Annotated in this window: 16 protein-coding genes; 9 read left to right on the forward strand and 7 right to left on the reverse strand. The window is 33.8% G+C overall.

Annotated elements, in window-relative coordinates; translation table 11 throughout:
- The first annotated feature begins 81 nt into the window (after window positions 1–81).
- The 4 genes from BSF42_RS08210 to BSF42_RS08225 all read left to right on the forward strand — a co-directional run bounded on the left by BSF42_RS08210 (window position 82) and on the right by BSF42_RS08225 (window position 6,552).
- Window positions 82–1,305: a dicarboxylate/amino acid:cation symporter gene (locus BSF42_RS08210; RefSeq protein WP_095952600.1), complete on the forward strand. Its 1,224-nt coding sequence runs from the start codon at window positions 82–84 to the stop codon at window positions 1,303–1,305.
- A 360-nt stretch (window positions 1,306–1,665) separates the two neighbouring features.
- On the forward strand, window positions 1,666–4,029 hold the full coding sequence (locus BSF42_RS08215) for a TonB-dependent receptor (protein ID WP_172426658.1): 2,364 nt from the start codon (window positions 1,666–1,668) through the stop codon (window positions 4,027–4,029).
- A 25-nt stretch (window positions 4,030–4,054) separates the two neighbouring features.
- Complete coding sequence (locus BSF42_RS08220; protein ID WP_095952601.1) at window positions 4,055–5,284, forward strand: DUF4374 domain-containing protein; 1,230 nt, start codon at window positions 4,055–4,057, stop codon at window positions 5,282–5,284.
- Between the two features lie 104 nt (window positions 5,285–5,388).
- A complete protein-coding gene (locus BSF42_RS08225) occupies window positions 5,389–6,552 on the forward strand; it encodes a PepSY domain-containing protein (RefSeq protein WP_095952602.1) in 1,164 nt (387 codons plus the stop codon).
- A gap of 349 nt (window positions 6,553–6,901) precedes the next feature.
- Here BSF42_RS08225 and BSF42_RS08230 read toward each other — a convergent pair whose 3' ends face one another.
- Together BSF42_RS08230 and gldA are read right to left on the reverse strand one after the other, a co-directional pair.
- On the reverse strand, window positions 6,902–9,022 hold the full coding sequence (locus tag BSF42_RS08230) for an outer membrane beta-barrel family protein (protein WP_095952603.1): 2,121 nt from the start codon (window positions 9,020–9,022) through the stop codon (window positions 6,902–6,904).
- A 370-nt stretch (window positions 9,023–9,392) separates the two neighbouring features.
- Window positions 9,393–10,289 (reverse strand): gliding motility-associated ABC transporter ATP-binding subunit GldA, encoded by an 897-nt coding sequence (gldA, locus tag BSF42_RS08235; RefSeq protein ID WP_095952604.1) that lies wholly within the window; start codon window positions 10,287–10,289, stop codon window positions 9,393–9,395.
- A 146-nt stretch (window positions 10,290–10,435) separates the two neighbouring features.
- On the opposite strand from gldA, the gene BSF42_RS08240 reads away from it, so the two are divergent.
- Window positions 10,436–11,017 carry an outer membrane beta-barrel protein gene (locus tag BSF42_RS08240; RefSeq protein WP_095952605.1) on the forward strand — a complete coding sequence of 194 codons (582 nt, stop codon included), beginning with the start codon at window positions 10,436–10,438 and terminating at the stop codon, window positions 11,015–11,017.
- A gap of 58 nt (window positions 11,018–11,075) precedes the next feature.
- Here the strand turns inward: BSF42_RS08240 and BSF42_RS08245 are convergent, their stop codons facing one another.
- Window positions 11,076–11,375 carry a helix-turn-helix domain-containing protein gene (locus BSF42_RS08245; protein ID WP_095952606.1) on the reverse strand — a complete coding sequence of 100 codons (300 nt, stop codon included), beginning with the start codon at window positions 11,373–11,375 and terminating at the stop codon, window positions 11,076–11,078.
- Between the two features lie 8 nt (window positions 11,376–11,383).
- Window positions 11,384–11,680: a type II toxin-antitoxin system RelE/ParE family toxin gene (locus BSF42_RS08250; protein ID WP_216360277.1), complete on the reverse strand. Its 297-nt coding sequence runs from the start codon at window positions 11,678–11,680 to the stop codon at window positions 11,384–11,386.
- Window positions 11,681–12,145: 465 nt separating this feature from the next.
- Here BSF42_RS08250 and BSF42_RS08255 point away from each other — a divergent pair, with 465 nt between their 5' ends.
- On the forward strand, window positions 12,146–13,495 hold the full coding sequence (locus BSF42_RS08255; RefSeq protein WP_095952608.1) for a deoxyguanosinetriphosphate triphosphohydrolase: 1,350 nt from the start codon (window positions 12,146–12,148) through the stop codon (window positions 13,493–13,495).
- Between the two features lie 71 nt (window positions 13,496–13,566).
- Here the strand turns inward: BSF42_RS08255 and BSF42_RS08260 are convergent, their stop codons facing one another.
- From BSF42_RS08260 to BSF42_RS08270, 3 genes are read right to left on the reverse strand one after another with little or no spacing between them, the layout of a single operon-like run.
- Entirely contained in the window at window positions 13,567–14,568 is a 1,002-nt protein-coding gene (locus BSF42_RS08260) for a DUF3078 domain-containing protein (RefSeq protein WP_095952609.1), read from the reverse strand.
- Between the two features lie 31 nt (window positions 14,569–14,599).
- Window positions 14,600–16,387 (reverse strand): 1-deoxy-D-xylulose-5-phosphate synthase, encoded by a 1,788-nt coding sequence (locus BSF42_RS08265; protein WP_095952610.1) that lies wholly within the window; start codon window positions 16,385–16,387, stop codon window positions 14,600–14,602.
- Between the two features lie 51 nt (window positions 16,388–16,438).
- The gene (locus BSF42_RS08270) at window positions 16,439–17,293 is read right to left on the reverse strand and encodes a hypothetical protein (RefSeq protein ID WP_095952611.1); all 855 of its coding nucleotides are present in this window, start codon (window positions 17,291–17,293) and stop codon (window positions 16,439–16,441) included.
- 61 nt (window positions 17,294–17,354) lie between these two features.
- Between BSF42_RS08270 and BSF42_RS08275 the strand changes: the two genes are divergently transcribed.
- The 3 genes from BSF42_RS08275 (at window position 17,355) to BSF42_RS08285 (ending at window position 24,429) form a co-directional block, all read left to right on the forward strand.
- Window positions 17,355–17,798: a nucleoside deaminase gene (locus BSF42_RS08275; RefSeq protein WP_095952612.1), complete on the forward strand. Its 444-nt coding sequence runs from the start codon at window positions 17,355–17,357 to the stop codon at window positions 17,796–17,798.
- A 24-nt stretch (window positions 17,799–17,822) separates the two neighbouring features.
- On the forward strand, window positions 17,823–18,455 hold the full coding sequence (locus BSF42_RS08280) for a hypothetical protein (protein ID WP_095952613.1): 633 nt from the start codon (window positions 17,823–17,825) through the stop codon (window positions 18,453–18,455).
- A 289-nt stretch (window positions 18,456–18,744) separates the two neighbouring features.
- Window positions 18,745–24,429, forward strand: coding sequence for an alpha-2-macroglobulin (locus tag BSF42_RS08285; protein WP_095952614.1), 5,685 nt, complete (start codon window positions 18,745–18,747; stop codon window positions 24,427–24,429).
- Window positions 24,430–24,630 lie beyond the last annotated feature (201 nt).

The following is a 24,630-nucleotide window of genomic DNA, read 5'->3' on the forward strand; positions in this document are numbered from 1 at the left end:
CGCCTTTCTGGACAAAGAAAACTATGTTTCTATGTGGTAAAAATAAAGGTTGCTGAATTAATTCTAAATTGTTGTGTCATTATGGAAGTTAAAAAAATCAATTTTTTACAGAATTACAGCAGTATACTTTTGCTTCTTGGTGGTATAATAATGGGGAGTGTTTTTGGGTTGGTTTTTGGAGAAAAAGTTTTGGTCATAAAACCTCTCGGGGATATTTTCCTGAATTTACTTTTTACAGCTATTATTCCGCTTATCTTTTTTACAATTGGTTCTTCAATTGCTAATTTAGAAAGAACAGAAAAATTAGGAAAACTGTTTTTCGTAATGATTTTGGTTTTTCTGTCTACGATTCTTATTTCGGCGATTGTTATGATTTTTGCCGTTTATCTTTTTCCCATTCATCAGGATATAGCGATTACTAAAGTTCCGTTTGAAAATGTTCAATCTGGATCTGTTGGAGATCAAATAGCTAAACTCCTTACTGCAAATGATTTTTTCGAATTATTGTCTCGAAAAAGTATGCTGGCGCTTATTATTTTTTCTTTTTTAATAGGTTTTGCAACATTGCAGTCTGGTGAAAAAGGAAATGCTTTTAAGAGTTTTCTAGATTCCGGAAACGAAGTCATGAAACAATTATTAAACATTATAATGAAATTTGCTCCAATTGGTTTGGGAGCCTATTTCGCATATCAGGTTGGTATTTCTGGCCCGCAGTTGTTTGGCGTTTATGCAAAACCTATGGCAGTATATTATACAGCCTGCATCTTTTATTTCTTTGTGTTTTTTAGTTTATATGCACTTGCTGCGGGCGGAAAAAGAGCTTTTAAAGTTTTTTGGAGTAACAATTTAACGCCATCGTTAACCGCTGTTGGAACTTGCAGCAGTATTGCAACAATCCCGGCAAATCTGGAAGCTGCAGAAAAAATGGGCATTCCGACTCATGTGAGAAACTTAGTTATTCCGCTTGGTGCACCTTTGCATAAAGACGGTTCGAGCATGTCTTCCATCTTAAAAATAACATTTTTGTTTGCCATGTTTGGAAAAGATTTTACAGATCCGTCAACCATTCTTTTAGCATTGGGAATCACAGTTATTGTTTCAATTGTCGAAGGTGGTATTCCAAATGGAGGATATATTGGGGAAGTTTTAGCGATTACCGTCTACGGTTTTCCAATGGAACAAGCTTTACCAGTTGCGATGATTTTAGGAACGCTGGTTGATCCAATTGCAACTTTATTGAATGCAAATGGCGATGTAATTTCTTCAATGATGGTTTCTAGGTTCTCCGAAAAGACAAAATGGTAGCTTGGTTAAAATTTTAAATTCCAAACTCTAAAATTTGCTTATGCCTATTTGCGAGTCAAATCAAAATATTTGAACTCCTTTTCACAACCGTAGTCTATGCTTAGTCCCAGAGACTTTTTTATGATTTTTTTGTAGGTTTTTTAGCAAAGTTATTTTTGTTATTTAGAATCTTTACAATTAAAATTTAAGTAGAATTTAATGTTATTTTAATTTAATCTTAAGAAATCTTTCCTTTTTTGATAATACTTCAATTATATCGTTAATTATAATTCTTATTTAGAATAGTTAAAAACAACTTGCGTAAAAGCATTTTTGAATTTAATTTTGGGCCAAATTAAATTCAAAACTCGTTTTATAAAAATGCAAATTAAAAGAATTATAATCTTGATGTTGATCATCCTTTTTTCGGCTCAAGGTTTTTCACAAAATAGCAAAGTAGTTTTAAGTGGAGTTATTGCAGCAGATAATGGACAGCCGGCAGAAGGTGTTTCTGTTGCCTTAAAGGGAACCAACTACGCTGCATTGACAAATGAAAATGGTGAATATGAAATTACTGCAGAGCCTGGTAATTATACTTTAGTTGTAAGTTTTGTAGGTTACAAATCTAAGCAGACAAAAATCAATCTGCAATCGAACCAAACTGCGCCAAGAATCACGATTGAGGAAGACATGGCGGCTTTAGAAGAGGTTCAGGTAACTGGAAAGTCTAAAATCGAAAGAGTTAAAGAACAGCCTTTTAATATTGCTGCAATTGATTTAAAGAAAACATACAACTCGTCTGCAGACTTAAATCAAGTATTAGGAACTACTACTGGAGTTCGTGTTCGTGAAACAGGTGGAATGGGTTCTGATTTCAAATTCTCATTAAATGGATTTTCAGGGAATCAGGTTAAGTTTTTTATGGATGGAATTCCAATTGATAGTTATGGGTCTTCATTTACATTAAACAATATTCCGGTAAACATGGCAGAACGCATAGAAGTTTACAAAGGAGTGGTGCCAGTTGAATTAGGAAGTGATGCCTTAGGAGGTGCAGTGAATATTATTACCAACCAGTCAGTAAAAAGATATATAGATGCGTCATATAGTTTCGGATCATTTAATACACATAGGGCTGCAGTAAATACTAGATTTACCAGTAAAAGTGGTTTTGTTACTAACATTAATGCTTTCGGTAATTATACTGATAATAGCTATAAAATTAGCGCTACTACTTCAAATCCCAACGGTACATTTAATCCAGAACGCGAATATAAACACTTTCATGACGGATACAAATCGGGAGCTATCATGGCCGAGGTTGGTGTAAAAGGAAAGAAATATGCAGATTATTTGTTACTAGGTATGATGGCCTCAGCAAATAATAAACAAATACAAACAGGATCGACTATGCAGAGAGTAGTTGGGCAGGCGTTTAATGATAGTAAAGCTTTTGTCCCTTCTTTGAAATTTAAAAAAGACAGTCTTTTTACTAAAAATTTATCCGTAAACTTAATTGCTTCTTATAATATTGTGCAAAGCCGTTCTGTAGATACTTCTTCATATAGATATCAATGGGATGGTAGTCGTACCCCAAGTGTAGTAAGTAATAGCGGAGGAGAATTAAATGACGAAAAAACTATTTATGTATATGACGATAACTCTTTTCAGGCCAATACTAATTTTAAATATGATTTGAATGAAAGGCAGTATTTTGCTTTCAATTATTCTGTTAATACTTTGAAAAGAAAAGAAGATGATGAGGTTAGAACTATTACTAAACCAGGCTCTCCAATAATTAATAAAAATATTTTAGGGCTTTCTTACAATCTTGCAGCATTTGATAGAAAATTATCTGTCATAGCATTTGGAAAAAAATATTTTTTAGATACCAGTATGAACATTTTAGAATATGTAAATGGTAATTATGTCTACAGACAACAAAAAAGCTCTTTTGATGATATTGGTTATGGAACGGCATTAGCTTATTTTGTTACAAGTGATATACAATTAAAAACATCTTTTGAACATGCATATCGTTTACCAACTGGAGAAGAAATGCTTGGTGATGGTTTAAATCTAAAACCCGCACCAACTTTGAAACCAGAATCAAGTGATAATTTCAATGCTGGTTTTGCTTATAAAAAAGGTTTAGAAAATCATTCTTTTGGTTTTCAGGGAAATTTCATTTATAGAGATGCAAAAGATTTTATTAGAATAGATGCAACTGGTGTACAAGCTGTTTATGAAAATGAGTACAATGTGAGGGTTACGGGTTTTGATGCTTCTTTACATTATGGGTATAAGAACTGGCTGACAGTTGAAGTTAACGCTACACATCAGAAAACAATTGACACAAATAAATTTGATCCTCCAGGATCTAATGTTCCAAATTATGACAATGGTTCTCAACTGGCAAATGTTCCTATTTTTTATGCAAATGCAAGTGTTAGTTTTAATTTCAGAAAAATAAGAACGACAGACGATAATCTGATGATTAACTTATTTACAAACTATGTAGATGAGTATTATTTAGTATCAACAAGAAACGGAGCTCCAAGCAGTAGAAATGTAATTCCAGAACAGTTGACACAAAATATTGGTGCATCTTATGCTTTTCAGAATGGGAAGTATAACATTGGATTGGAGTGTAATAACGTTGCAGATACAAAAGTGTACGACTATTTTAAAGTGCAAAAACCAGGAAGATCTTTTGCCGTTAAACTTAGATATTTTTTAAACTAATTATATAATTTTAAAATTGAATACGATGATAAAAAGAATTAAAAACCTTTTAGCTTTAGCAGTATTGCCAGCTATGTTTTTTTCATGCAGCAGTGATAATGATAATTCAGAGGTAAGAAATCCTGCTGATGAAACTTATGTGCTTTCCTATCAAACAACAGATTACGATACATATGTTTGGCAGTTTGAGTCTGTAGACGAACTAATGACTGGATCAATAAATATGGTTGGAAAAGGAATTGAGCAGGCGGGTGCACTTGTACCAGTAGCTAATTCATTTTTTGCCTTAACAGGTAATGCAGAAGGATCTCTTGGATATTATCTTAATACTGAAGGAAATTTAAGTAAAACTAGTAACTTATTTACAGGAGACAGCTATGCATACGGAACTACTGATGATAATAAATTAGTTATGATCAACTCTCCATGGGATGCTAGTTCAACTCAAAATGAATTATTAATTTATGATCCAGCTACAGTTACTATTTCAAAACGTGTTTATGATGATTTTGCTATTCCAAATGGACACTTTTTATGGCCTACTAGTGTAAACGTTTCTGGAGATAAACTATTCGTATCTACATTTGAGCGTGATAAAGATTGGAAACTTTATCAAGAAAAAGCAGTTGTAAAAGTTTACGAATATCCATCATTAAAATATCTTAAAACTATCGAAGATTCTCGTACAACAGCTATTGGTCAATATTATACTAATACAGGTATGGTTCAAACAGAGTCAGGAGATATTTATACATTCTCATCTAATTCAGTTTTATGTGGTTACACACCTACAGCTTCTCACTCAGGAATTCTTAGAATTAAAAAAGGACAATCAGAATTTGATTCTTCTTATTTCTTTGATATCGAAACAAGTGTTCTTAAAGGAAAAGTTTTGTCTGCTTACCCAGCAGGTGGAGAAAAAGTTTTGGTTAACTATATTCCTGCAGATATTGACGCAGCACAGCCAAACTGGGGATTCTTAAATTATAAATCATTTAATTTAAAATGTGCAATAATCGATCTTGGTGCAAAAACAATTACACAAGTTACAGGACTGCCTGATCACTCTGGAGACAACTATTTTGGTTTTGGAAGTGCATTAATTGAAAGCGGTAAACTTTACAAAAGTTTCGTAACGAATACTGAAGGGCGTGTATACCAAATTGATATTGCAACTGGTGAAGCAAAAGCCGGGGCATTAATCACTGGTGGTGTAGACTTGCCAGCAATTACAAGATTGACAAAGAAACAATAGTAAAAAAAACTTAATTTTTTTAAACCATATAATCATTGCTTTGGTAGTGATTATATGGTTTTTTTATAATATCGATTTCATTAGCAGAACTAAAAAATTAAATAATGAATGTTATCAACAAACAATCTTCTAAATCAAAAACTAAAGGAAAATCCCGTTTTAGTAAAGTAAACGCCTGGCTGCATTTGTGGCTGGGACTAGCTTCTGGAATTGTTGTGCTTATAATGGGAGTTACTGGATGTATTTTGGTTTTTGAACACGAAATAAAAGCAATGACTTCGCCTTGGTTAAATGTAGAAGCCCAAAGTGCCGATAAGATTTTACCACCTTCTAAAATTTATCCTTTGGTTAAGAAAGCTTTTCCCAAAAAAGATATTCACGGTTTATGGTATAATGGTTTAGATAAAACAATAAAAGTTGATATTGAATCAGATTCTTTGATTTATGTAAATCCTTATAACGGACAAATAACCGGAATGGTAGATCATGAAGATTTTTTTCATGAAATTGATGAAGGCCACCGCTATTTATGGCTCGGAAAAGAAATAGGAACAACCATAACTTCTTGGGCAACTTTGATTTTCTTTTTTCTTTTAATCAGCGGGATTATTTTATGGTTTCCAAAAAAATGGAATAAAACAACCGTAAACAGTAGTTTTAAAATTAAATGGAAAGCTAAATTTAAACGTGTTAATTACGACTTGCATAATGTCTTAGGATTTTACACACTCATTCTGGCTTTTTTAATTGCGTTGACTGGATTGATAATGAGTTTTCATTGGGTACGAGAAAGTACATACTGGATTACGGGAGGTTTTGCGAATGAAAAAGTAAAAAAGGAAGTTGTGGCAGAAGTTAAACCAGATACACTTTCTAAACCTAAATATGACATGTTGACTGCATCAGATATTATATTTAATAAAGTTCGAAAAGGAATTGCCATACAAAACAAAGAAGCTGTAATTATACATTTTCCAGACGAGCCAAAAGATAATTTTTATGCCTGTACCGATATGCATAACGGAAATTGGAGAGATTTATACTTCGATCAGAAAACATTAGAATTGCTTCCAAATTCAAGAAATTATATTGGAGACGAAAAATTCCATGACTGGATGAGCCGTTCTAATTACAGTCTGCACGTGGGCGCAATCGGCGGATTAACAACTAAAATTATTTATTTTATTGCAAGTTTAATTTGTGCCAGTCTTCCGCTTACCGGTTTTTATATTTGGTGGGGAAGAACGAAAAAAGCAAAGAAAAACTAAAACAGTTTTTCAGGTATTTTTAAAAGTCTTTTTAAAGTGAATAAGCTTTAAAAAGACTTTTTTTATGCTCAAAATTCCATTTCAAATTCCAAAACCTAAATTTCAAATTCCAAAACCTAAATTCCAAATTCCAAATCAGAAGTAAAATCTAAAATTAGCAATCTAAAATCTCCAATCTACAATCTCCAATCTCCAATCTCCAATCTAAAATCAGCAATCTAAAATCAGCAATCTACAATCTAAAATCAGCAATCTAAAATCTAAAACAAGAAGAGCCTGTCTTGAAGGAAACAGGCTCTTAACTAACACAAAAAAAAACAAAAAACAAGGTATTTAAAGAACGAAACTTTTAAATTCGGTATGTAAATGCAATTGTCGCAATGCGATTGTCAAGATCATATCTTTTGTCAATACTAGTCTGCGCAATTACAGATTTGATGTAGAAATTATTAGTGTTGAAAACATCGGTAAAATTCAATTTGATGCTTCCTTTTTTAGCTAAAACTTGTTTTGAAATTCCAATGCTGAAATCAAAGAAGCCGTCTCTTTCATAAACTCCAAGATTCGATTTAGATTGATACTGTGCATTTCCTTCCGCTTTCCAAGTATCTGTTATAGTAAATGAATTTTGAACACTTACATTCAAAGTCATTATAGGGTCGATTGTAGAACTGTTTAATACATTCCTCATAAATTTATTTTCAAAAACATTTAATAATGTATTTACAGACCACCATTTGTAAAATTCTGCCGTATTGGTAATGTTGATTCCGTAATTGTATGATTTGTCCACATTAATCTGAGTCGTTATAGTGGTGTTGGTATCTGGATTATAGTTATACACTTCTGTGAAAACATCTTTGGTGCTGTTAAAGTAAACAGAAGCCATAAAATTACTTTTCCAAGCGTAACCAATTTCCATTGCGTGTGTAATCTCTGGAATTAAGTTTGGATTTCCCTGCGAATAATTAAAAGAGTCATCATAAAAGCGGAACGGATTCAGATCAAACTGACTTGGTCTGTTGATTCTTTTGCTGTAAGAAGCATGAGCAGAATGATTACTGGTAAATTCGTATTTTAAAGAAAGGCTTGGAAACCATTTCAAATAATCGTCTTTATGCTCTTCATTTAAAGTTTTCTGATCAATATTTATCGCTGTATACTCCGTTCTTACACCAGCTTGAATATTCAGTTTTTCCAGCTGATATTTATAATTCGCGTAAGCGGCATAAATCTGTTCATTGTATTCAAAATGGTTTGTCGAATTAAAATCAATTAGCCATTGATTATTATCTTGATATTCATAAACAGAAGGATTATCATTATTTTTAATGCTTCCTTTAAAACCCCATTCTATAGATTGTTTTTCTGCAAAAGGATTTACAAAATCAACTTTTCCTGTAAAAACTTTTAACTGAGACGGAATATAACCGCGACGGTCATTTACAACCGTAGAATTAGCGGTGTTAGCAGCACTCTGAAATTGATTCGATCTAAATTTTGATGTTTCATATTCAAAGTCAAAAGACATATTTTTTCCTTCTGTATTAAATTTATGAACTCCAGAAAAAGCGTACGTATAATCAAACCATTTTTCTTTGCTGTCATTATAAGTCAAAGCATCAAAAATAGGCTGATTGGCCGTGTTTAAAACGGTGTTTGTTCCATTTGCAATATTTTCATAACGCCCGATTTTCGCATCAACATAAACTTCTAAATTCGTTTTAGGAGAAACTTCATATTGGGTTCCAATTTTAAAATTATTAGAAGTTAAAGGTTCGTCTGTAATAGAGGTTTGGTGATTTTTACTGGCAATTTCCTGACGTGTCTGATCGGTAAATTGAATTTGATTAAATTCTTTATGTTCTTCTTCACCACTAAAAGTATAACTGTAGTTCCCAAAAACACCCCACTTATCTTTATTATAGTTTAAGTTAAATCCAGAATTGGTTCTGTTTTTTCTTCCTTTTCCATAACTGGCAAAAGCAGTTCCTTTTAAACCTGATGCATTTGGTTTTTTTAGAATAATATTAATAATTCCAGCTTTTCCGGCTGCATCGTATTTTGAAGAAGGATTTGTAATTACTTCTATTTGTTTAATATTTGATGAGGTTGTAGCTTTTAAATAATTAGCCAATTCTTTCTGAGAAAGCTGTGTCAATTTACCGTTTATCATTACGGCAACTCCTTGCTGTCCGCGGATAGATAAATCACCGTCTTGCGAAACCACAACGCCTGGCGCACGCGATAAAACATCAAGTGCCGTACCGCCTTCAGAAACGATGCTGTTTTCTACATTAAAAACAAGACGATCTGACTTTTGCGTATATAAAACTTTCTTTTTTGTTAGCACAATTTCCTCCAAAGCTGTTATGGAAGTTTCAATAATGCTGTCATTTTCTTTTTCTTTCTCTTGAGAAAATCCATATACCGAAAAAGCAAGCATAATAGATGTTATAAAATTTTTCATTTTGTTTGAATTTGGCACTCTCTAAACCTTGATTTAGAAAGCAATCTTTTAATTTTTTTTAGATTAGAATTTATTGCAGTACAATATGTTCTAATTTGTCTGAAAACCTTTTTTGTAGATTGAATGCGAAAATTGAAACAGTAGAAATAGTTTTTTTGAGGGTGTGAAGTGTAAATAACATACCTGTGGCATTTAGAATTTGATTTGCCAAAGATATAACTATTTATAATAAGTCTAAATAAAAATAGAATTAATTTTGTTGTTTAAATGTAATTGATTGATTCTAAGAAATAAGAACATTAAAAAAGCGGTTTGTTTTAAACTATAAACAAACCGCTTTTCTCTGAAAACTGTGACTGAGACTGAAAACTTATTTCGTAATCTCTCTAAAAACAGCTTCTAAATTTTTATTTTTCTGATTCAGTTGTAACGTTTTTAAGCCATTTTCATTAGCAAAATCAAAAATTGCAGGTCGCATATCTTTGTCCGTAACAAAAGTAAGTTCCCAAGTCATATCATGTGTATTAATATAAGAAGAGATATTTTCTAATTTTGCCAAAAGTTGTTCTTCTACTTTGTAATCAAATTCAACTTCAATAACTTGTTGCGAATCTGCAGCGATTAATTTATCTAATTTTTTATCGGCTACAATTTGTCCTTTGTCAATAATTATGACACGATCGCAAATAGCTTCGACTTCCTGCATGATGTGTGTCGATAAAAAAACAGTTTTATCTTTTCCTGCATTTTTAATCACGTTTCTAATTTCCATTAACTGGTTAGGATCCAATCCGGTAGTTGGTTCATCCAAAATTAGAACATCTGGATTGTGCAGTAAAGCATTCGCTAATCCAACACGCTGACGATATCCTTTAGAAAGCTGGCCGATTTTTTTATGACTTTCTGGTGTCAGTCCTGTCAGTTCAATTACCTCTTCAATTCTTGATTTTGGCATATTGTAAACGTCGGCATTAAAAGCCAAATACTCACGAACATACAAATCCAAATACAACGGATTATGCTCAGGTAAGTATCCTATGGAGCGTTGCACGTCTTTTGTACCTGACATGACATCATGACCATTTACAAGGGCTGAGCCACTATCGGCAAGTAAATAAGTGGTCAAAATTTTCATTAAGGTAGATTTTCCAGCTCCGTTGGGTCCAAGAAATCCCACGATTTCTCCTTTCTCAATTTTAAAAGAAATTTCATTTAAAGCTTTTTGCTCTCCGTAACTTTTTGATATGCTGTTTACTTCTATCGACATAGACTTTTTATTTGTTGCAAAAGTAAACAGAAATAGTTTCGATTGCTACATTTTACCTTTTAAAGTAATTATAAAAAAAGTAAAAAGCCCTTTATTCACGGCATCGTTATTGTTAAAGGAATGCTAAAATAAATTTAACCCAAATCATGAAAAAATTTTTAGTGATAGCAGCCCTAGCTATCTGCACTTTTGCAAGTGCTCAAAAAGGAACAATCTTAGTAGGTGGTAACATTGGATACACTTCTGAAAAATCAGAATTCAGATTCAGTGAAGACAAAACAAGTACATTTAATTTTTCTCCTAAAGTAGGTTACCAATTTCACGAAAACTGGACAGTAGGAGGGGAACTTTCATTAAGTACATCTGATATTGATAATGCAGATTTAAAACGTAAAGACAATAAATTTAGAACTGGAGGTTTTGTACGTTACACAAAATCATTAAGCCAGACTTTTTCTGTTTTTGCTGACATGGGTGCAGGTTTCCAAACTGAAAAGAACAAAATCTACACTACTAATAACAATTATGTTAGATATAAAGGAGATGGTGCATACGTAGATGTAACTCCAGCACTTTTTATCAACATGAAAAAAGGTTTTGGTCTTAACTTTAGTATTGGAGGTTTAGGATACGAAACATTAAGTTTTGATGACAATGGGGAAGATTACAGTAATTTCTACTTCAACTTTGGAAAAACATTCAGTATCGGGATTTCGAAAAACTTCTAATCTAAGTTTTTTATATATTCAATTTCAGAAAAGCATTCGCCGCGGCGGATGCTTTTTTTTATATGAAAGTCAATCCGACTCTTTTGTTTAAGCCAATTTCGAAGATTCTAATTAAGGTTGAAAGCTGGACATTGCCTTTTCCATTTTCAAGTTTTGAAATGTAACTTTTCTTAGTGCCAGTTTTATCGGCTAATTGTTCTTGCGTTAAATTAGCTTCTTTACGTGCTTCTTTCAGCATCTCACTTATGATGAACATTTGAGATTTTTCCTCAAATTGGTTTCTGCCTTCCGTGCCAATCTTTCCATGTTCAATGTCAATAAGATCTTCGAAAGATTTTACGTCTTTATAATTTTTCATGGTGGTATTTATTTTTGTTTAAAATATTCGGTCATCAATCTTTTTGCTTTATCCAATTTCTCTTGTGGAGTTCTTTGTGATTTTTTTTGAAAGCCATTAAACAAGATCACCAATTTTCCTTCATCGAAGCAACAAAAGATTCTATAAATATCAGACTTAACTTCAATTCTTATTTCGTAAAGTCCTTCGGTGCCAGATAAATGCTTTAAAAATTTTTCGGGAACTCGATCAACTTGTTTTATTAATTCAAGAACATACTGTATTTTTAATTTAACCTTTTCATTTTGGGTTTGATAAAATTCCATGAAATGATTTTCATGAAAAATAATTGTTCTTGTCATGCAAAGTTATCTTAAAAGTGAACATTTTGCAAATATAACACATTTTATTTTTGTGAGTTTATTCTTGTAAAATAAAAAATTCTCACTTAGCCCCGATAGAAGCGACATCCTTTTTCTGGCTTCTTTAGCCAGGAAAAGATATAGTGAATAGCGGGAATAGCGGTATTTTGAAATTCAAGATGTCTGCTCCTAAAAAACTGCTTTAGAATTCTGATTTTTTTTGCCACGAATTTCACGAATTTTCACGAATTAATTTAAGCACAATGATTTGTGAAAATTCGTGAAATTCGTGGTGATTAAAAAATATTAATCTTTTAAATCAAATTAATCTACGACTACTTTTTATTCAATATTATCCTAAAATAAAACGTATTTTTGACGTTTAGATCCTTAATCTAAAATTTAATATCAGAAATCTAAAATATAAAAATGAACTGGGAACAACTTTTATCATTAAAACGTCAAGGAGATACAAGCAAAAGATTACGTGTAGAACAAGATGATACCCGTTTAGGTTTTGAGGTAGATTATGACCGAATTATATTTTCTGCCGCTTTTAGAAGTTTACAAGATAAAACACAAGTTATTCCGCTTTCTAAAACAGATTTCGTACATACGCGTTTGACACACAGTTTAGAGGTTTCGGTTGTGGGGCGTTCGCTTGGACGTTTGGTTGGGAAGAAAATCATTGAAAAATATCCTTATCTGAAAGAAGTTCACGGTTACCATATGAATGATTTTGGTGCAATTGTGGCGGCGGCTTCATTGGCCCACGACATTGGAAATCCTCCTTTTGGACATTCAGGTGAAAAAGCAATTGGAGAATATTTTTCTATTGGAAACGGGCAGAAATTTAGAAATCAGCTTACAGATAAACAATGGCAGGATTTAATCGATTTTGAAGGAAATGCCAATGGATTTTCGGTTCTTACGGCAAGCCGTCCTGGAATTGAAGGCGGACTTCGTATTTCGTATGCAACTTTGGGTGCTTTCATGAAATATCCAAAAGAAAGCCTTCCGAAAAGGCCAACCAACGATATTGCCGATAAAAAATACGGCTTTTTTCAAACCGATAAATTATTTTTTGAAGAAGTAGCTAAAGATATGGGAATGATCGCCAATAAATCTGGAGAAGATATTGGTTTTGAAAGACATCCGCTAGCTTATTTAGTAGAAGCGGCAGATGATATCTGTTATACTATTATTGACTTCGAAGACGGAATAAATCTTGGTTTAGTTTCTGAAGATTTTGCGTTAGAATATTTGATTAATCTGCTAAAAGATAATCGTTACTGGAAAGAGAAATATCAAAATTTGTCGACCAAAGAAGATCGTATTAGTTATTTAAGAGCTTTAGCGATTAATACTCTAATCAATGATGCTGTAAATGTTTTTATCGAAAATGAAGAAGCTATTTTGCAGGGAAAATTTCCTTACGCTTTAACAGATAAAAGCAAATACAAAGCGCAGATGAATGATATTATCAAACTTAGCGTAGATAAAATCTATCAGAGCCGTGAAGTGATTGAAAAAGAAATTGTCGGGTATCAAATCATTCAGACTTTATTGGATAAATTTATTACCGCATTTAATAATAAATTTGATGGGACAGCTTCAAACTACGATAAATTGATTTTGAAAATGCTTCCAGAAAAGCATGATTTAGAAAAAGGTAATTTGTATGAAAGGTTACTTCATATTTGTCATTATGTTTCTTTATTGACAGATGGAAATGCGTTAGAATTATTTGAAAATATTAACGGAAGAAAAAAGAATTAACCTTAGTTTTAAATCAAAAAAATATCCTCTAAAATCATTTTAGAGGATATTTTTTTTGCTTTAATTTGAATTTATTTAAAAGCATAAACAAGACCTACACCAAGAACTTGTCTTAACTGCATTTTAGGGCCTTCATTTACTTGACTTTTTGTTCCTGTAGTTGGATCAACAACGTCTTTTTTGGTTTTAATATCGTCATCATATATCAAATGCACACCGATATTTGCTTTTACATAAGCATTAACCACAAGATCTAAACGAGTGTCGTAATCTATATCGACGTTGCCAAATTTATTTAAATAATCGGTGTATAAACTTAATCGGTTTTCATAAAAAACGTTTTTGTAAATTTCATTTTTCATGTAAGCAGTAAGCAGTATACCAAATTCTGCTTTTACTTTTTGACCTTCTTCAATTAGTATTTGACTTTCTGGATCTAGCGGATCTGTTGCATAAACCGCTTTCTTAACCCCGAAAGAACCTTGGTTTGCAAGATATTGATCTAATACTAAAGTAGTTTTTAACGTAATAGGAGAGAAGTAAAAAACTCTGTTTTTTTCCTTGTTTGAATTCTCAGCTCCAGCTCCCAAAAAGATATAAGCTGGTGCAAAAGGCTTAGAGATTGCAATATCTCTGTTTGGATAATTATAACCGTTTGTAAATTGGGTATTGAAGTTTAATTTAGAAGAGTAATACCAGTTAGAAGCAGTATCTTTTCTAAAACCGTACGTAGAGTTAAATTGAAGGGCGTCGTCAGTTTTTCTTAATTCCGTTCCGTCTTGTTTATTTAAACCATACTTTACGATAAGTTCATTTACCCATTTATGATTTTTTTTAGCATACGTTCTTCCAAATTCACCTTTAAATAAACCTGAGATAGAACTTGTTCCCCCGGCGCTCCAGTTGACAAAAGCAATTTCGGAAATATCAAATCCAAGTTGATTTTTTTGAGTCCAGTTCGAAGGCGGCTTAGGAGCTTGATTCGGACTTAAAGTAGTTTGAATAATCTGGGCAAAGTTATGAGAAGTACTCAAAAGCAATAATAGCAAAAGGGTAGAACGCAATAATTTCATTTTGGTATTTTTTTTTGGTGTCGCAAAATAATTATTTTGAACCGTTAGAAAAAAGATTTATTAAACTTTTAACGTCAATTTTACACAATTGTTGCAGTTGAACTACTGTTCCGTGCTCAATAAATTCATCTGGTACACCCAAAATTCGGATGTTATTTTTGAAATTATTCGATGCTGCAAACTCTAAAACTGCGCTTCCAAAACCGCCGTTTTTAACCCCGTCTTCTATTGTAATAATATCGTCGAAAGTTGAAAAAATGGAATTTAATGTATTGATGTCTAATGGTTTAATGAAGCTAAAATTATAATGGGCAATAGCGTCAGAATTGGGACATTCCTGTAGCGCTTCTATAACATTATTTCCAATTGTTCCGGCCGAAAGAACCGCAACTTTCGTACCATCTTTTAGGCATTTCGCCTGTCCGATTTTTATTTTTTCGTAATGTCCGAAATTTTCTACTTCCCAATTTGAAATGACGCCTCTTCCTCTCGGATATCGAATCGCGATAGGATGATTTAGTCCTAATTGAGCAGTGTATAAAATGTTTTGAAGTTCAATTTCGTTAAGCGGTGCATAAATAATCATATTCGGAATCGAACGTAAATAAGCAATATCGAAAACGCCGTGATGTGTTGCGCCGTCTTCGCCCACTAACCCAGCTCGGTCTAAGCAAAAAATCACAGGCAGATTTTGCAGCGCGACATCGTGAATCACTTGATCGTATGCGCGTTGTAAAAACGTCGAATAAATATTGCAATATACAACCATGCCTTGTGTCGCCATTCCAGCGGCAAGAGTTACGGCGTGCTGTTCTGCAATTCCAACATCAAATGCACGATCCGGCAATTCATCCATCATAAATTTTAATGAACTTCCTGATGGCATTGCAGGCGTAATGCCGATTATTTTTTCGTTCTTTTTGGCTAAATCTAAAATAGTTAAACCAAAAACATCCTGATATTTAGGCGGCAGGTTTTCTTCATTTTTTAAATGAATTTCTCCCGTCGAAGCATCAAATTTTCCAGGAGCATGATATTTTACCTGATTTTCTTCAGCCTGCTGCAAACCTTTTCCTTTTGTCGTAACAATGTGAAGAAATTTAGGACCTTTTATCTTTTTTAAACGATTTAATTCTTTGATTAGAGTTGGAAAATCATGTCCGTCGATTGGACCAGAATAATCAAAATTCAAAGATTTGATCATGTTATTCTGTCTCGGGTTTTTTCCGTTTTTAACGGCGGTTAAATATTGTTTTAGAGCGCCAACGCTGGGATCAATTCCAATAGCATTGTCATTTAAAATTACCAAAATATTGGCATCAGTAACTCCAGCATGGTTCAAGCCTTCAAAAGCCATTCCGCTGGCGATAGAAGCGTCGCCTATAACTGCAATATGCTGTTTGTCGAAATCACCTTTAATTTTAGACGCAATTGCCATTCCGAGTGCCGCAGAAATAGAAGTCGAAGAATGACCTACGCCAAAAGTATCATAAACACTTTCGCTTCTTTTAGGAAAACCAGAAATTCCGTCTATTTGTCTATTCGTATGAAAATTTTCTCTTCTTTCGGTTAGGATTTTATGACCGTAAGCTTGGTGGCCAACATCCCAAACTAGTAAATCTTTGGGAGTATTAAAAACATAATGTAAGGCAATCGTCAATTCAATTACGCCCAAACTGGCTCCCAAATGACCTTCTTTCACTGAAACTACATCAATAATAAATTGACGCAGTTCTTTAGCGACCTCGGTAAGCTGCTCTTCTTTTAAAAGGCGTAAATCGGCGGGATTGTGTATTTTTGAAAGTAAATTGCTTTTCATTGTAAGGTAAAAAACAAATTTACGGTTTTAAATTTAATTTTATTGCTGAGATTAAAATGCGATTGGCAAAGAATACTGCATTTTTATTTTTTTACCATTTGATTCTCCAGCCTGCCATTTAGGACAGATGCTGAGAACTCTCATTATTTCGTTCTCTAAAGTTTTCTCAATAGCAGGATCCGACTGCATGTAAGTCATCGATCCATTTTTTTCTACTGCAAACGAGATTTTAATCTTGAGATTTTTGATATAGATATCGTCTGGTTTTTTAAATTCTTTTCCAAAAAAAGTATAAAATTGATCAATACCGCCTGGGAATTCTGCATTTGTCTGCATTACAGTTCCCGTAACAAATTGTGAATCCTCTTCCTTAACTGCATTTGAAGATTGCTTTTTATCTTTAATAGTTTCACCACAACTTATAGTAACTGGTTTTTCAAATTTAGCGTGATCGACTTGTGGCAGAGGTGGTACAACTGCTTGTTTTGTTTTGGTGTCATCAATTGCGGGCTCACCAACCATAATATGCTCAGTGCGAACAGTATCTGTAACGACTTCTACTTTGTCTATCTTTTTCTTATTGCCATTTTTGTCGGCACAGCTAAATAAAGTTGTTCCCATGGCAATAAATAAAGCCAGTAAAAACATTTTACGATATTGTGTTTGCACATACAAAATTCGACTTGGAATTTGAATACTTACAGAATCTAATTGCGATTTGTTAAATCTGCCGCAAACATTTTGATTTTGGATAAAAAAATGCTGAACTTCATCAGGAAGCATTGAAGTAAAATCAACAACTGTTTTAGAACAACTCATACAAAAACGACCATTATCTTTTGGCTTCATTTTGTTCCAGTCTTCATGACAAGGTTCAGGAATGCTGATTTTATAGTTTTTTCCCATAGTTGAATATCACGATTTAAATGTAATAAAAAATAAAGAGTAAAATAGTATTTTTGCAACTATGATAAATCCTTTCACCGACGAATATTTTATGAAGAAAGCTTTGCAGGAAGCTCAAATGGCTTTTGAAAAGGGCGAAATTCCTGTTGGTGCCGTAATTGTTGTGGCAGATAAAGTAATTGCAAGAAGTCATAATTTAACCGAATTACTAAATGACGTTACAGCTCATGCCGAAATGCAGTCAATAACTGCTGCAGCGAATTTCCTTGGAGGAAAATATTTGAAAGACTGCACGCTGTACGTTACGCTTGAACCTTGCCAAATGTGTGCGGGCGCATTGTATTGGAGCCAGATCTCGAAAATTGTTTTTGGCGCACGCGATGAGCAGCGCGGCTTTTTAAATATGGGAACAAAACTGCATCCAAAAACTACAGTAGTTTCTGGCGTTATGGCAAACGAAGCAGCCGATTTAATGAAGCGTTTTTTTGTAGAGAGACGTAAATAATATTCAGGTAAATATTTAAAATTGATGACTGACTTTTCTACGATAAAAGAACTATTTCATATTACAGAGTCGAATGGATTTGGTTTTGATGAAATTGAAACTATCCAAAACATTTTTGGAACTCTTCCAAAAGTATTTAGCGATTATTATACGGAGTTTGGTAAAATTCAGCGTTTGAATCAAGCGCAAGATTCATTGATAGTTCCTGAAAGATTTCAACATTATAATCATGATACTTATTTGATTTTTTATACTGAAAATCAGGACGCTTGTGTTTGGGGAATTCATAAAGATGATTTGGCTCTTTATAATCCGCCAGTTTATATGAGTTATGATCAAAAAGAATGGAACCTAGAAACCGAAACTTTAAAAGATTTTTTCACTGCTATGGCTTTTCTTCAGGCAGGATTTGCGTTAGATTTTCCATGTAATACATTTTATGAACTAGATGAACAGGAAGTTAATTTTATAACCAAAAACTTCTATAATAAAAATGTTTCCTTTGCAAGATGGCTTGAGGGAGTACAATTTTATGGAAATAATCCAGACGATGTAATTATAATTGCATCTGGAAATCAATTGTCTTACGCTTCCAATACGAAAGAACTTTTTATTCAATTAGATAATGTCCTTTCAAAACTTGGAACGGAATTTTGAATATTGTTATGAAAATGAATGCCCTAGCCCAGATGGGAGCGGTATCCTTTTTCCTGCTCCTTTAGCAGGGAAAAGATATAGCGGACAGCTGGATCAGCTTCAAATAATTATAAAAACGTTCTAATAACTTCAACAAAAGTTAAATAATCACTACTAGGGAATTTTCTTCTTAAATAAAACAAAAAATAATTTACTTTTATAACAATTAAATCCTTGTTTTACTGTTAAGGCTTTTAGTAGTAAAAACGTATTTATGCTGTAATTGTTAACCATTAACACTCAATAGAAAGTGAAAGTAAAAGGATTAAGTCTCGTATTTTTTGTATTTTTTATTTTTCAATCCTGCGGCAGAAAATCGGCTGCAGATTTCAATTCCGATTTTTCACTATTTAAAGATTATATAACCAGTTTTACGGGCGGTATCGTTTCTTCGGATTCTGATATTCGCGTAGTTTTGGCTTTTGATAAAAATGAGTGGAAACCCAATCAGGAATTAGATAGTGATTTGTTTGATATTTCGCCAAGTGTGAGCGGAAAAGTTGTCGCGCTTTCGAGCAATACAATTGCTTTTATTCCGGAGAAAAAACTAAAAATGGGAACAGAATATCAGGTTACTTTAAACCTAGATAAACTGACTGCAATTCCGAAAGAGAACGAAAAAGAACTTTCTAAATTCAACTTCACCGTTAAAACGGTTAAACAGGATTTTACCATAAATACGGGAGATATCCAGTCGTATAGTAAAGAATATCAATATTTAAACTGTGTATTAAAAACGGCAGATAATATTGATCTTGAAACGGCGCAAAAGTTGGTAGAAGCCAAACAAAAAGGGAATAGTCTTAAAATTAAATTTGAAAAAGTAGCGGGGCCAGCTAAAGAATTTCGTTTTATAATTGATAGTATTCAACGTCTTGCAGATGCATCAAATCTAGAGATTATATATGACGGAAGTGATTTTGATATTGAACAGAAAGGACAAATCGATTTTCCGATTACAAGTGTCAACGAATTTAAAATTGTAAAAGTTGAGGTTCCAGATGGCAATAATCAATCGGTTTTAATTAATTTTTCTGAACCTCTTGAAAAAGGTCAGGATTTTGCAGGTTTAGTTTCGATTCAAAACACTAATAACTTGAAATTTTCTACTCAAGGAAATTTACTGAAAGTATATTTTAAGAATGAAGCCACAGCTAAAAAAGAGCCGGTCGCTCCTGTAGTTGTACAAGAAGAACCTGCTTACGTGACCGTCGATTCTGCTGCAGTTGCGGTAGACTCTGCTTCGGTAGCTGTTGATACGGTTCAAACTGAAGATATTGTTGAAGTTGTTCCAGATGAAGAACCGGAGCAGGTTGTTACGGGCGAATTGCTTTTGGAAGTTTTTCAAGGAATTGAAAGCCAATACGGCAAAAAAATGGAAGCCAATTATAGTGAAAAGATTTCATTTGACCAGATAAAACCAAATGTTCGCTTTATTAAAAACGGAACAATTCTGCCAAGTTCAAATAATTTAAAATTAAACTTTGAAGCGGTAAACTTAAGTGCTGTTGATGTAAAAGTGTATAAGATTTACAAAAATAATATTCTGCAGTTTTTACAATATAATGAATTAAACGGCGGGCAAAATCTCAAAAAAGTTGCACAGCCAATTGCCAAAACAACACTGAATTTAAAAGAAAGCACACTCGTAAATCTTGCCAAATGGAATACATATGCCTTGGATTTATCTAAAATTATAAAACCAGAACCAGGAGCAATTTACAGAGTGGAATTTGTATATAAAAAGAAATACTCTTTGTATAAATGCGAAACATCTGATGGCGAACAAGAGGAAGTTGAGGAAGAGGAAGTAGATGAAAATGACGTAAACTACAGTGGAGATTCGTACGATGATTACTCGTACTATGATGATTATAACTGGAGAGAAAGCCAAGATCCTTGCAGTGGATCGTATTATTATAATGCTAGAATTGCGACCAATATTTTAGCTACAGATTTGGGTGTTATTGCCAAAAGAGGAGAAAACAAATCCTATTTATTTGCGGTAAATAATATTGTTACAACAGAGCCTATTTCTAATGCAAGAGTCGATTTGTACAATTTCCAACAGCAAAAAATCGCAACTGAGGCGACAAGCAGTGAGGGAATTGCATCTTTTCAGCTGGATAAGTTCGCTTATTTTGCTATTGTTACTTTAGGGGATCAATCAACTTATGTGAAACTGGATGACGGACTTTCGCTGTCTGTGAGTAATTTTGATGTTGCTGGGGAGACTTTACAAAAAGGGTTGAAAGGATTTATTTATGGAGAAAGAGGCGTGTGGCGTCCAGGAGATAATTTGTATTTGTCTTTTATTTTAAATGATGCGGCAAATAAACTTCCGAAATCGCATCCAATTAAATTTAGATTGAATGATCCGAACGGAAAAACAGTTTACCAGACGGTTCAAAAAACAAACGATTTAAATCATTACGCTTTTATAGTTCCAACAAGTACAGAAGCACCAACAGGAAATTGGGAAGCAATGGTTAGCGTTGGAGGTGCTAAATTTTATAAAAGCATTAAAATAGAAACGATCAAACCGAATCGTTTAAAAATCAAAAATACGTTTACAAGAAAGACACTTTCGTCTTCGTATCCTAATACAGACAATCTTGAAGTAACTTGGCTTCATGGTGCGATTGCTAAGAATTTAAATGTAGAAATGCAGGCTAAATTCTCGCAGCAAACTACCACTTTTAAAGGTTATGAAAAATTTACTTTTGATGATTTAGTACGTCAGTTTAGTACAGAAGAAATTAATGTTTTCTCTGGGAAATTAAATGAAAGCGGAAAAGCATCAGTAAATATTCAGCCAAGACTGCAAGGTCAGGCTCCGGGAATGTTACGCGCTTCATTCATTACAAAAGTGTATGAAGAAGGCGGGGATTTTAGTACCGATGTTATGTCGACGACTTATTCTCCTTATAAAACGTATGTAGGTATAAAATCGCCAGAGCTCAACAAATACAATATGCTTGAAACCAGAGCATCAAATCGTTTTGATGTCGTTACGGTTGATGAAAACGGAAGACCAAAATCCGTTCGAAATCTGGAAGTGAGAATTTACAAAGTAGACTGGCGCTGGTGGTGGGATTCGTCAAGTGATAATTTATCGAATTATAATTCTTCGAATGCAACAACTTCTTATAAAACCAAAACGATCAGCACCGATTCAAGCGGAAGAGGAAGTTTTGAATTTTCTTTGAGTGATGAAGAATGGGGACGTTATTTAATTCGTGTTGAAGATACAGATGAAGGGCATGCAACAGCATTGACTGTAAATATCGATTGGCCGGTCTGGTCAGGAAAAACTAGAAATAGAGATGCTTCTACAGCCAACATGTTAGTTTTTTCTACAGATAAAAAAAATTATGCTGTGGGAGAAAAAGCGCAGATTTCTTTTCCTTCAAGTGAGGGCGGACGTGCTTTGATTTCGGTTGAAAACGGATCTCGAGTAATTCAGACCATTTGGGCAGAAACTAAAAATGGTGAAACAAAAGTCGAAGTTCCGATTACGGGAGCGATGGCACCAAATGTCTATTTTAATATCACATTATTACAGCCTCACGCTTCAACGAAAAACGATTCGCCTATTCGTATGTACGGAATTGTTCCGATTGAAGTTGTCGATAAAAACACCATTTTGGCACCAACAATTAATATGCCCGATGTTTTAAGACCAGAACAGCCTTTTACGGTAAAAGTGGGCGAGAAATCTGGTAAAGAAATGACGTATACCATTGCCGTTGTCGATGAAGGACTTTTGGATTTAACACGTTTTAAAACACCAAATGCATGGGACAGCTTCTATGTTCGCGAAGCTTTGGGAGTAAAAACCTGGGATATTTATGATGATGTAATAGGTGCGTATGGCGGAAAAATAAATCAGATTTTTAGCATTGGTGGTGATCAGGATTTAGGCGGCGGAAAAGCTAAAAAGGCAAATCGTTTTAAACCAGTTGTGTTGTATTATGGTCCGTTCAAATTAGAAAAAGGACAGACGAAATCTCATGAATTAAAACTTCCAAAATATATTGGTTCTGTTAGAACAATGGTAGTTGCGGGAGACGCAGCGACAAGTGCCTATGGAAGTGTAGAAAAAGCAACTCAGGTTAAGAGCCCGTTAATGGTTTTGGCTTCATTGCCGAGAAAAATTTCGCCATCAGAAAAAGTAACGCTTCCGGTAACTATTTTTGCTACTGAAAGCAAAATTAAAAATGTTTCAATTCAGATAAAAACCAGCAACGGATTGAAAGTAATGGGAAGTGCCGTTCAGAGATTGAACTTCTCTCAGCCAGACGAAAAAATGGCGTATTTTAATTTGGTTGTAGGTGCAGCAACGGGAATAGCAAAAGTGCAGGTTATTGCAACTTCTGGGAGTGAGAAATCAGTTTACGATGTCGAAATTGATATGACGAACCCAAATCCAGTTACGAGTACCTATACAGATGTTGTTCTGGCGCCAAACAGTTCGAAAACACTTTCGTGGAAAACGTTTGGTGTTGCTGGAAGCAATAAAGCAAGATTGGAAGTTTCGTCTATGCCGTCAATGAATTTAAACGGAAGACTTCAATTTTTAATCCAATATCCGCATGGTTGTGTGGAGCAGACTACATCGTCAGTTTTCCCGCAATTGTTCTTAAGTGATGTTGCTGATATTGATGCGAAACGCAAAGATATTATTCAAAAGAATATTGCAGCTGGAATTGCAAGATTAGGAAACTTCCAATTGTCAAACGGTGGATTACCATACTGGCAGGGGAATGCAATTGCTGATGATTGGGGAAGTTCATACGCTGGACATTTCTTGATCGAAGCAGAGAAAAAAGGTTATGTACTGCCAATTAATTTCAAATCAAAATGGTTGTCCTATCAGCAAAAAGAAGCCAAACAATGGCGTTTTGAACCTAAATATGGTAATGACTTGGCTCAGGCTTATAGATTATATACTTTAGCTTTAGCTGGAAATGCTGATTTATCATCAATGAACAGATTGCGAGAAACAAAAGGCATTTCGAACGAAAGTATGCTGCGTTTGGCGGCTGCTTATGTTCTAGCTGGACAAAAATCGGCAGGACAAAGTTTGTTTTTGAAAACCAATATTGATGGCAGTTCAGATGGATATAGCTACTACTATTACGGTTCAAACGAAAGAAATAGAGCAATGGCTTTGGAAACCATGCTGCTTTTAGGACAAAAACAAAAAGCATTTGCAATGGCTTCAAAATTAGCCAAAGAAATGTCGGCTAATCAGTGGATGAGTACACAGACAACTGCTTATTGCTTATATTCTATGTCGAAATTTGCTATTAGTAACGGTCCAAAAGGAATCAATCTTCAGTTTAGTAAAAATGGCAAGGGAGAAACTATAAATACTCAAAAAACAGTTGCTGATCGCAGTTTGTCTGTCGCCTCTGGAACAAACAGTATTACATTAAAAAACAATAAAAATAACACGATTTATGTCCGTGTACTGAACACAGGTATATTGCCGATCGGGGAGGAAAATGCTGTTCAAAATGATGTTTCGGCCAACATTGTTTTCAAAAACAGAAAAGGAAGTGTTATCAATGTTTCTAAAATTACTCAAGGAACTGAGTTTGTGGCCGAAGTTACGATCAAAAATCAAAGAGGAGAAAGTGTTCAGAATGTAGCTTTATCGCAAATTCTGCCTTCAGGATTTGAAATTGTAAATACGCGTTTTACAGATTACGGAGACGCAGTAAATAATATTGCCGATTATATTGATATTCGCGACGATAGAACCAATTTCTATTTTGGAATGAAAGCAAGAGAAACCAAAGTCTTTAGAATTCTGTTAAATGCGTCATATTTAGGAAATTATTATTTACCTGGTTTGCAATGCGAAGCAATGTATGATAATACGTTCTTAGCCAGAACAAAAGGATTCTGGGTTGAGGTTGTGAAATAATTTTTTTTAGCCACAGATTACACAGATTATCACAGATTTTTTTTTAATCCTTTAATCTCTGGCAAAAAATCTTTGTGATAAAAGGTATCCCGCAGATTTTGCAGATCAAACAGATAAAAATAAAATCTGCCAAATCTGCGAAATCTGCGAGAAAAAAACTTAGCGAACTTAGCGATAACTTAGCGCCTTTGCGGTAAAACA

Source organism: Flavobacterium sp. ACN6, assembly GCF_002304005.1.
Lineage (GTDB): Bacteria > Bacteroidota > Bacteroidia > Flavobacteriales > Flavobacteriaceae > Flavobacterium.

What these genes read in the sequence shown, in the direction of transcription:
- BSF42_RS08250 (WP_216360277.1), bottom strand. Translation starts at nt 11,680, where the DNA reads ATGGAATTTTATCAAACCCAAAATGAAAAGGTTAAATTAAAAATACAG.
- BSF42_RS08215 (WP_172426658.1), top strand. Translation starts at nt 1,666, where the DNA reads ATGCAAATTAAAAGAATTATAATCTTGATGTTGATCATCCTTTTTTCG.
- BSF42_RS08245 (WP_095952606.1), bottom strand. Translation starts at nt 11,375, where the DNA reads ATGAAAAATTATAAAGACGTAAAATCTTTCGAAGATCTTATTGACATT.
- BSF42_RS08210 (WP_095952600.1), top strand. Translation starts at nt 82, where the DNA reads ATGGAAGTTAAAAAAATCAATTTTTTACAGAATTACAGCAGTATACTT.
- BSF42_RS08280 (WP_095952613.1), top strand. Translation starts at nt 17,823, where the DNA reads ATGACTGACTTTTCTACGATAAAAGAACTATTTCATATTACAGAGTCG.
- BSF42_RS08270 (WP_095952611.1), bottom strand. Translation starts at nt 17,293, where the DNA reads ATGGGAAAAAACTATAAAATCAGCATTCCTGAACCTTGTCATGAAGAC.
- gldA (WP_095952604.1), bottom strand. Translation starts at nt 10,289, where the DNA reads ATGTCGATAGAAGTAAACAGCATATCAAAAAGTTACGGAGAGCAAAAA.
- BSF42_RS08255 (WP_095952608.1), top strand. Translation starts at nt 12,146, where the DNA reads ATGAACTGGGAACAACTTTTATCATTAAAACGTCAAGGAGATACAAGC.
- BSF42_RS08275 (WP_095952612.1), top strand. Translation starts at nt 17,355, where the DNA reads ATGATAAATCCTTTCACCGACGAATATTTTATGAAGAAAGCTTTGCAG.
- BSF42_RS08230 (WP_095952603.1), bottom strand. Translation starts at nt 9,022, where the DNA reads ATGAAAAATTTTATAACATCTATTATGCTTGCTTTTTCGGTATATGGA.
- BSF42_RS08260 (WP_095952609.1), bottom strand. Translation starts at nt 14,568, where the DNA reads ATGAAATTATTGCGTTCTACCCTTTTGCTATTATTGCTTTTGAGTACT.
- BSF42_RS08240 (WP_095952605.1), top strand. Translation starts at nt 10,436, where the DNA reads ATGAAAAAATTTTTAGTGATAGCAGCCCTAGCTATCTGCACTTTTGCA.
- BSF42_RS08220 (WP_095952601.1), top strand. Translation starts at nt 4,055, where the DNA reads ATGATAAAAAGAATTAAAAACCTTTTAGCTTTAGCAGTATTGCCAGCT.
- BSF42_RS08265 (WP_095952610.1), bottom strand. Translation starts at nt 16,387, where the DNA reads ATGAAAAGCAATTTACTTTCAAAAATACACAATCCCGCCGATTTACGC.
- BSF42_RS08225 (WP_095952602.1), top strand. Translation starts at nt 5,389, where the DNA reads ATGAATGTTATCAACAAACAATCTTCTAAATCAAAAACTAAAGGAAAA.